This is a genomic window from Streptomyces humidus (assembly GCF_014649655.1).
Taxonomy (GTDB): domain Bacteria; phylum Actinomycetota; class Actinomycetes; order Streptomycetales; family Streptomycetaceae; genus Streptomyces; species Streptomyces humidus.
On record NZ_BMTL01000029.1, the window covers coordinates 125,267 to 134,062 of the forward strand.

The window sequence follows — 8,796 nt, forward strand, 5'->3', positions numbered from 1 at the left end:
CGGCCGAGCCACAGACGTGCGGGGCCCGCTCCACCCGGAGCGGGCCCCGCACGTCCGACGGCGTCCCGACGGCTGTCTCAACGGACCGGCGCGCCCTGCGGCTGCGGCGGCGCGATGCCGAGGGCGGTCGTGTACTTGCCCAGCGCGAGCTTGCCGATGGCCGGGTACGGGCCGAGCGCCTCGGCGGCGGGGCAGCCGGCTTCCCTGGCGGCCTCCTCGATCAGCGTGGCGTCGATCTCCGGGCCGATCAGGTAAGGCGCCAGCGCCAGCTGCTGAGACCCGGAGGAACGCAGCTGTTCCGCGACGGAGGCGATGGAACCCTCCTGATCGAGGGCCGCGGCCATGACCGGCACGGCGAGGCGCGCGGCCAGCAGCATGCCGGTGATCCCGGCGGCCTGCACGGCCTCGTCGCCGCCCACGGAGGCCAGGATGATGCCGTCGGCGGCCGTCGCCACGGTGAACAGCCGGGCGCGGTCCGCGCGGGCCAGACCCGCCTCGGACAGCCGCACGTGCAGCGCCTCCGCGAGCAGCGGGTGCGGGCCGAGCACGTCGGTCAGCTCGGCCGCGATACGGCTCTCCATGACGGCCTGGCGGACCTGGCGCAGCAGCGCGCTGTCGGGACCGGCCAGCAACGGCACCACCACGGCGACCGGGCCGTCGGGCTCCTTGACGTCCAGACCGGCGGCGCGGGCCTGCTCGAAGCGTGCAGTGCGCTCGTCCGCGGCCTGCACCAGCACCGACTGCAGGGTGGGGAAATCGGCGTCGTCCCCGTCGAGGTAGCCGATGCGCGCGTCCAGGCCGGGGAGCTCGGAGCGGGCGATGCTCACGATCTCCTCGGCGAGGCCGCGGGTGGTGGTGCCCGGCTTGCCCGGTACCGCGAGGACGAGCGCCGGCGCGCCCTCGGGAGCCGCCAGCGGCTCGGGTCGGCGGTGCCGCCCGGGCTGGCGAGGTCGCGGCATTCGTACTGGCAGGCCGGACGCGGGCCCAGTGGGGGAGCTCATGGCGAGGCATGTTACTGGCTTCTTGGGCTCCCCTGTTCGGGGAGGGTGCACGTGAGCGGTATCCGTCCTCTTTTGTCTGATGAGTTACGTACGGATCAGAAGTGATCAGCGTGTTTTCCGGACGACTTGCCCCCGGAGGGAGTAATCCCCCTTTTGTGGGGCGACGTACGTTCCCTGCGCCTGACGCATTACGGGTGATGCGCGATCGAGAGCAGCGAGTCCTCGTACGGCCAGGCGAACGTGTCCGTCGCCAGCGCCACGGCGATGCGCAGGGCGCCGTCCAGCGGGTCACCCTCGGCCGGGGCCCGCCGGGCGTGCGGCAGCGCTCTCGCCAGCTCCTCCTCCACAGGGACGAGCAGAGGAGCGCCGATGTCGAACAGGCCCCCGGTGAGGGCGATCAGGGGCTCTCCGCCGGGCGGGCACACCGCGGCGGCCGACTCGGCCATGTGCCGGGCCGCCGCGCGCAGGAGGTCCGCGGCGACCGGGTCGCTCTCGGCGCAGGAGGCCACGCACGGCGCGAACGAGGCGAGGACGGCCGCCCGGTCGGAACGCGGGTAGAGCAGACCCGGCAGCCCAGGGAGCGGGCCGAAGCGCTCCTGTGCGCGCGCCTGCAGCGCCGGCGAGCCACCGGGGCGCCCGTCGTACGCGCGCAGCGCGGCCTCCAGACCGGCGCGTCCGATCCAAGCCCCGCTCCCGCAGTCGCCCAGCAGATGCCCCCAGCCGTCCGCTCGCTGCCACGCCGTCAGGTCGGTGCCGATCGCGATCAGGCCGGTGCCCGCGGCCACCACGGCGCCGGGCCGCGCACCGAGCGCACCGACATAGGCGGTGACGGCGTCGGCGGCGAGAGCGGTCGTACGGACCCCGAACTCCCGGGCCAGAGCGGCCGGAAGCCCGGCGCGCAGCGCCTCGCCCAGCGTGGCGAGCCCGGCCGCGCCCACGACGGCGGTGGTCGGCGGCGGAGCGCCGGTCTCGGCCGCCAACGCCCTCGCCAGGGGAGCCAGTCGCGCCAGCAGATCGTCAGGGTCGATGCCCCGCGCTCCCGTGCGCACGGGCTCCGGCGACGAGCGCTGTCCCAGAGCGCCCCGCCCCGTGGTCCCCAGAGCGACCCGCAGCCCGGAACCGCCCGAGTCGACGGCGAGGACGCCGGTGCCGGTCACGTCGGTCATGCCGGTCACGCCCGGACCGGTGCCGGCGGCCACGGCAGGCACCGGTCCGCCGGTCGGCCGCCCCGCCGGACCGGCAGGGCGTCGGCGGCCGGGCAGCGGCCGGTGGCCGAGGAGGAGCGACCATGGCGTAGTGGCTCGAACGCTGGACGGAACAATTCTGCCCTTCCTTCCTTCCCGGTGGCCTGCCGCGCGATCCGCCCGACCGGCCCGGAGCGCTCGACGCGAGCGAGAACAGCGTCCGGGAGGCGGGCCTCGCGGGAAGGTTTCCCGCGTATGCGGGGAGTCGGTGTGTGCCAGTAGAGTGACGCGCCGTGGCACCACGACCCTTGCACGAACTTGTCGAAGCAGGCTGGGCGAAGGCTCTGGAACCTGCGGCCGAACGCATCGCGGCCATGGGGGACTTCCTCCGCGCCGAGATAGCGGCCGGGCGGACCTATCTTCCGTCCGGGGCGAACGTCCTACGGGCCTTCCAGCAGCCCTTCGACGACGTCCGCGTCCTGATCGTCGGCCAGGATCCCTACCCCACGCCGGGGATGGCGATCGGGTTGAGCTTCGCGGTCTCGCCGGAGGTGCGTTCCCTGCCGGGCAGCCTGGAGAACATCTTCCGGGAGATGCACTCCGACCTCGGACTGCCCAGGCCCTCGAACGGGGATCTGACACCGTGGACGCAGCAGGGAGTGCTGTTGCTCAACAGGGCGCTCACCACCGCGCCGCGCAGCCCGGGGGCACACCGCGGCAAGGGCTGGGAAGAGGTCACGGAGCAGGCGATCAGGGCGTTGGCCGGGCGTGGCAAGCCGCTGGTGTCGATCCTGTGGGGGCGTGACGCGCGCAATCTGCGGCCGTTGCTGGGGGAGCTTCCGGCGATCGAGTCCGCGCACCCCTCCCCGATGTCGGCCGACCGGGGCTTCTTCGGCTCACGCCCGTTCAGCCGGGCGAACGACCTGCTGCTCGGGCAGGGGGCCACGCCGGTGGACTGGCGCCTGCCGTAGGCCACGGCCCCGCCGCGTCCGAGCTGTGGCGGGAAGGGGGTCTCCGTCTGCGGGGTCCACACCGTCCGCGGGGCGTGCCGGGTGCGGATCCGGCTGCGCGGCTGCGCGACGTCGCCCGGCTTTCGGACCGGCCCCATCGCGACGCCAAGGGCGCCGTCCCGCCGGACCGTGCCGGCGGGACGGCGCCCTGTCGTGCGCCGTTCGAGGCGGCGCGTCAGGCCGGTCCTCCGGGCGCCGTCGGCCGCGGACGTTCGGGCGACGGCGGCGTCACGACGCGGCGTCGGCGCGACGGTGGTGGTCGCGGGCCAGCAGCAGGTAGCTGCTGGCGGTCCAGGTGTAGGCGCGGTCCCGCAGTCCTAGGCCGGTCAGGGCGTCGAAGTTCTCGGCGAATCCGGAGGTCTCGCACAGGGCCCGGAAGCGGGTGCTGATCTCGTCCGCGAGGCGTGCGTGACCGGCGCGGCGCAGGCCGTCCTCGACGAGGACGGTGGCGGGCGCCCAGATCGGGCCGCGCCAGTAGCCGTCGGGCTCGTAGTGAGGGGAGCCGGGGTGTTCGGTCGCCAGGCCGAACGCGGTGAGGTGGGTCTCGATCCGCTCGGCCAGCCGGTCGCGGACCTCGGGGGGCAGCCGGTCGCCGAGCACGATCGGCATCAGGTCGAGCAGGCTCGCGCTGCGGGTGGGGGATCCGCCCTGCGCCGGTCGGCTCAGAAACCGCTCGCCGTCCCACAGCTCGTCCAGCAGCGCGGCCTGCAGCGCGTCGGCCGTCCCGGTACGGCGCACCGCTTCGTCCGGGAACCCCAGTTCGGCGGCCAGCCGGGCCAGTTCGTCGAGCTGGAGGATCAGCACGGCGGCGAGGTCGGCGGTGACGGCCACGCGGGCCGGGTCGAAGGTGGTGGCGTTGTCCCAGCCGCTGTCGTTTCCGTGCTGGTAGTGGGGCAGGACGGAGTCGGGCGCGCGCCGGGCGGTGAGCCAGAAGTCCGTCCAGCGCGCCAACCGGCGGTATGTCTCGGCCAGTTCGGTCCGGGCCAGGGGGCGGGGCAGCCGATCGCGCAGGTGACGCAGCGCCCAGCCGTGGACGGGCGGCTTGACGAAGTTGTACAGGACCTCGGAGTGGGTGACGGAGTCGGGCAACGCACCCGCCTCGTCCTGATGGTCGAAGGGCAGGGAGAACTGGTCCCACGCGAGGCCCGGTGATCCGGGGGCCAGGGCGAGGGCGTTGAAGCAGTGGTCCCAGCTCCAGACCTTGTCCATCCAGTGTTTGGACATCAGCACCGCGGGCCGGGTGACCAGGCCCGCCGGGAGCACGGTGGCGGACCACACCACGTAAGCGGCGAGTTCGGCTGCCGGAGTCCCGGACGAGCGCCACGGGGCGACCGCGCCGACGAACTCGGCGAACGAGCTCCGCGCGGCCTCCGTCACCTCGCCGAACGAGGCCGACGTGTGGTAAGGCGGTCGGGCGCTGTCGAGTTCCTCGATCGCGACTTCCCAGGACTCGCCGGCCTCGGCGGTGACCGTGAGACCGCGGTCGCCGGCGCCCAGCGTCTGGTCACCGCAGACCTCGGCGACCGTGCCGGCCAGCACGGTGATCCGGTAGCGGCGGCCGGTCTCGTAGGAGCTGAACGTGTGGGCGCCGTCCACCGGGTCCCGGTAGAAGTAGGTGCCGCTGAAGGGCGTCAGGGACTTCGCGGCCGCGGTGACGCGCAGGCCCAGCCCCGTGCCGTGCACGCGCACGGTGTCCGGCGACTCGTAGGCGAGGCCGACGCGGCAGTCCGCGGCGGTCCAGCTGAGCAGGGCAGGCGTCGCCCGCACGACGGTCTCCGCCCGCTCGCCCGTCGCCGCGTCGAGGGGGACGAGGCGCAGGACGGCGTGCATGCCGTTCTGGTGCGAGACGAGGTGGAGGTCCTCGGCTCGCGTCTTCTCCGCCAGTACGGGAGAGATGCCGAACCAGGATCCGTACGTGCTGAAAGGTATGTCGTGGACGGAGAAGGCCGTGCCAGGCGGGGCGGCGGTCATGGAGACGGTACTCATTTCTCGGGCGGGGTGGCCGGCGGTCTGCCGGTGGGCGCGGGTGCTCGCTCGGCGGGTCGTGGGGAGCGCGGCCGGCTGCGGGTGCTCCGGTTCAGTCCTTGACGGCTCCGGCGGACACGCCGGCGGCGATGTAGCGCTGGGCGAGGACGAGGATCACCGCGGCGGGCAGCGAGGCCACGACGGCGGTGGCCATGATGGCGTTCCACTCCTGGTTGTTGTTGCCGATGTAGTGGTAGATGCCGAGGGTGATCGGCTGGTGGGCGCCGCCGTTGACCAGGGTGCCGGCGAAGACGAAGTCGGACCACGACCACAGGAACGCGAACAGGGACACCGTCACGACGGCGTTGCGGCTCATCGGCAGCACGATCGACCGGAAGGTCCGCCAGGTTCCGGCGCCGTCCATCGTCGCGGCCTGGAGCAGTTCGCCGGGTATGCCGGACATGAACGCGGTGAAGATCAGCACGGCGAAGGGGACGGCGAGGGTGGAGTCGGCGACGATCAGACCGGGCACGGACTGGAGCAGGCCGAGGCTGAGGTAGACCGCGTAGAAGCCCATCGCCATGATGATGCCGGGGATCATCTGGGCGGCCAGCAGGACGAAGCCGAGGACGCCGCCGCCGCGCGGACGGAGCTGGGCCAGGGCGTATCCCGCGGGTGCGGACAGCGCGACGGTCAGCACGACGGTGCCCAGGGCGACGACGAGACTCGTTCCGAGGTAGGGCAACTGCTCGTCGAGGACGGTGCGGTAGCCGGTCAGGGTGCCGTGCAGGGGGAACAGCCCGGGTGGGCTCTTGCGCATGTCCTGGTCACGGGTGAACGACACGTTGATCATCCAGTAGACCGGGAACAGCATGACCGCCGTCAGCACGACGCCCGCGGTCGATTTTCCCCAGGTGCCGCGACGACGGCTCGGGATCAGGGGTGGAGTCGTCATGACAGTGCCTGCTTTCGCTGGACCCGCAGGTACACCAGGCCGAAGGCCAGGGCGGCGACGACGAGCAGGTTGCCGACGGCCGCGCCGGGGCCGAAGGCCGGCAGCAGGTTGCCGAAGCCGAGCTGGTAGGACCAGGTGGCGAAGGTGGTGGAGGAGCCCGCCGGACCGCCCTTGGTCATGATCCAGATGATGTCGAAGACCTTGAGCGTGTAGACCAGGCCCAGCAGCAGGGTGATCGCGGACACCGGGCGCAGGAGCGGGAAGGTGACGCTCCAGAAGCGCCGCCACGCGCCGGCGCCGTCGAGGGCGGCCGCCTCGTACAGGCTGCCGGGGATGGACTGCAGGCCGCTGTACAGGACGACCAGGTTGAACGGGACGCCGATCCAGATGTTGGCGATGATCACCGAGGTCAGCGACCAGTCGGGCGAGGTGAGCCAGTTCACCGGCCCGATGCCCACCGTGTGCAGGACGGAGTTGACGATGCCGGAGTCGCTGTTGAGCATCCACGACCAGGTGGAGGCCGACACGATGAGCGGCAGCAGCCAGGGCACCAGGAAGAGGGCGCGCAGGGTGGCGGAGAGGCGGAAGTTCTGGTGGAAGAAGACCGCGAGGGCCAGGCCGATGGCGTACTGGAAGAAGAGGCAGACGGTGGTGAACACCACGGTGTGCATCAGGGCAGGCCCGAACGTCGGGTCGTCGAAGACGGTTTCGTAGTTCTTCAGGCCCGTGAAGGGCGCGTTGCCCTGGACGAAGGAGCGGACGGTGTAGTGGCGCAGGCTGAGATCGACGTTGCGGTAGAGGGGATAGGCGTAGAAGACGACGAGATAGAGGGTGACCGGGGCGAGGAACGCCCAGGCCGCCCACTGCCGGGAGGCCGGACGGCGGCGTGCTCGCGCGGGAGCCGGGGGCGGGGCGGCGGTGGCCGCCCCGCCCCCGGCGGACGCGGACCGACCGTCCGGCCGCTGCTTCGTGTGGTTCATCTGCGGATCGCGCATCTCTCGCTACTGGGCGGCGGACTGGGCCTTGGCCAACGCGTCCTTGGGTGACTCGACGCCGCTGAGGGCGGACTGGACGGCCTTCCACATCTGCTCGGAGATCTTGGGGTACTTGGTGCCGAGGTCTTCGCTGGTCCGGCCCTTGGCGGCCTTGACGGCGTCGACCCAGGGCTTCAGCCCGGCCTTCGCCGCGACCTGCTTGTTCTGCACGTCGGCGGTGGGGGCCACGTAGGAGAGGGCCGTGTCGGTGGCGTTGAGGTTCTCGGTGCTGGTCAGACAGGTCACCAGCTTCTGCGAGGTGGTGTAGCGGCCGGGGTCGCCCTGGACGGGAAGGGTGACGAACTCACCGCCGGTGGGGGCCGACGCGTTGCCTCCGGCAGAGGCCGGGATGGGCAGGACCCCGTAGTCGAAGCCGGCTTTGTCGGCGTTCGCGAGCTGCCAGGTGCCGTTCTCGGCGAAGGCGTAGTCGCCGCTCGCGAACTCCTGCCAGCTGGTGGTCTGGGTGTTGTTGATGACCGAGTTGGGGGCGTACCCCTTCTTCAACCAGTCGGTCCACAGAGCCAGCGCCGACTCGCCCTGGGCGGAGTCGAGTTCGGTGAGCTTCGCGCCCGATCCCCAGAACCAGGGCAGGAACTGGAAGCTGCCTTCCTCGGTGCCGATCGCGGAGAAGGTGATGCCTTTCTTGCCGGCGCTCTTGACCTTCTCCAGTGCCGACGTCAGCGACTGCCAGTCCTTGACGGACGCGACGTCGACGCCTGCGGCCTTCAGCACGGCCTTGTTGTAGTAGAGGGCGAGGGTGTTGGCGCCGATCGGCGTGCCGTACGTCTTCCCGCCCGACTGGCCGGCGGCGAGCAGATTGGGATCCACCTCGGAGGTGTCCAGCTTGTTGTCGTCGGTCGTGGTGAGCACGCCCGCCTCGGCGAGGGTGGACACCACCGGGTTGTCGACGATGAGCACGTCCGGCGCGTTGTCCTGCTGCGCCGCCAGCAGCGTCTTGTTCGTCAGGTCGCTGGTGTCGAACGCGGTCCGCTTGATCTTCACCCCCGCCTTCGAGCCGCATTCGTCCAGCAGTTTCGCCCAGGCCGAGGTCTTGTCGAACTGGGGATACGGGTCCCAGATCGTGTAGGCCCCGCCGCCGGCGCCCTTGGTGTCGGTGGTGCCCGAACCGGAGGAGCAGGCGGTGCCGGCGACCGCGGTGACGGTCGACAGGGCGATCGCGGCGACGAGGCGGCGCCGGGAGGATCTGTGCATGGCGGATTCCTCAGTTCTTGGGTTCTGGAGTTCGTCGGTGCGGGTGCGGGTGCGGTTGAGCGGGGTCGGGGAGGTGTGCGGGCAGGCCGAACGGCGGCGGGTGGACGGTGCACGCGGCCGCAGCGGGGAGAAGAGGGGGAGGAGCGGAGAGAGCGGGAGAGGACGGGACAGGACGGGAGAGGAGGGAGGAGCCGGTGGAGGGGAGGAGGGGAGGGAGAAGGGGGTGAGGAACGGCGGTGTTCGTTCGTTGCCGCTCGCGCTCTGGCTCAGGTGTGCTCCGGGTCAGGAGCGCGGACGGACACCGGAGCCCTGATCGTCAAGCGGCGGACGTCCCGTGCGCGGGGCCGGTGCTGGCGCGCAGGGAGACGGGTGGGGTGAGGAGGTGGTGCCGGGGCGGGGCGTCGGGGTGCTCGAGCCGCTCGACGAGGAGGTCGA

Annotated in this window: 7 protein-coding genes and 1 pseudogene; 1 reads left to right on the forward strand and 7 read right to left on the reverse strand. The window is 72.0% G+C overall.

What is annotated here, in order from left to right:
- Positions 1-77 precede the first annotated feature (77 nt).
- The gene (locus IE239_RS30015; protein WP_190152564.1) at positions 78-1,001 is read right to left on the reverse strand and encodes a sirohydrochlorin chelatase; all 924 of its coding nucleotides are present in this window, start codon (positions 999-1,001) and stop codon (positions 78-80) included.
- 188 nt (positions 1,002-1,189) lie between these two features.
- Positions 1,190-2,167, reverse strand: a complete 978-nt coding sequence (locus tag IE239_RS30020) for an N-acetylglucosamine kinase (RefSeq protein WP_190152576.1) — start codon at positions 2,165-2,167, stop codon at positions 1,190-1,192.
- Positions 2,168-2,478: 311 nt separating this feature from the next.
- Between IE239_RS30020 and IE239_RS30025 the strand changes: the two genes are divergently transcribed.
- Positions 2,479-3,156 carry a uracil-DNA glycosylase gene (locus IE239_RS30025; RefSeq protein WP_190152565.1) on the forward strand — a complete coding sequence of 226 codons (678 nt, stop codon included), beginning with the start codon at positions 2,479-2,481 and terminating at the stop codon, positions 3,154-3,156.
- A gap of 267 nt (positions 3,157-3,423) precedes the next feature.
- On the opposite strand, the gene IE239_RS30030 is transcribed toward IE239_RS30025, so the two are convergent.
- From IE239_RS30030 to IE239_RS42485, 5 genes and pseudogenes are all read right to left on the reverse strand, one after another.
- On the reverse strand, positions 3,424-5,166 hold the full coding sequence (locus IE239_RS30030; RefSeq protein ID WP_190152566.1) for an amylo-alpha-1,6-glucosidase: 1,743 nt from the start codon (positions 5,164-5,166) through the stop codon (positions 3,424-3,426).
- Positions 5,167-5,272: 106 nt separating this feature from the next.
- Complete coding sequence (locus tag IE239_RS30035; RefSeq protein WP_190152567.1) at positions 5,273-6,115, reverse strand: carbohydrate ABC transporter permease; 843 nt, start codon at positions 6,113-6,115, stop codon at positions 5,273-5,275.
- Complete coding sequence (locus IE239_RS30040) at positions 6,112-7,095, reverse strand: carbohydrate ABC transporter permease (protein ID WP_190152568.1); 984 nt, start codon at positions 7,093-7,095, stop codon at positions 6,112-6,114. The genes IE239_RS30035 and IE239_RS30040 overlap by 4 nt, the downstream gene beginning before the upstream one ends.
- A gap of 21 nt (positions 7,096-7,116) precedes the next feature.
- Positions 7,117-8,361 (reverse strand): sugar ABC transporter substrate-binding protein, encoded by a 1,245-nt coding sequence (locus IE239_RS30045; protein WP_190152569.1) that lies wholly within the window; start codon positions 8,359-8,361, stop codon positions 7,117-7,119.
- A 316-nt stretch (positions 8,362-8,677) separates the two neighbouring features.
- Positions 8,678-8,796, reverse strand: a pseudogene (locus tag IE239_RS42485) (LacI family transcriptional regulator); the annotation flags it as partial.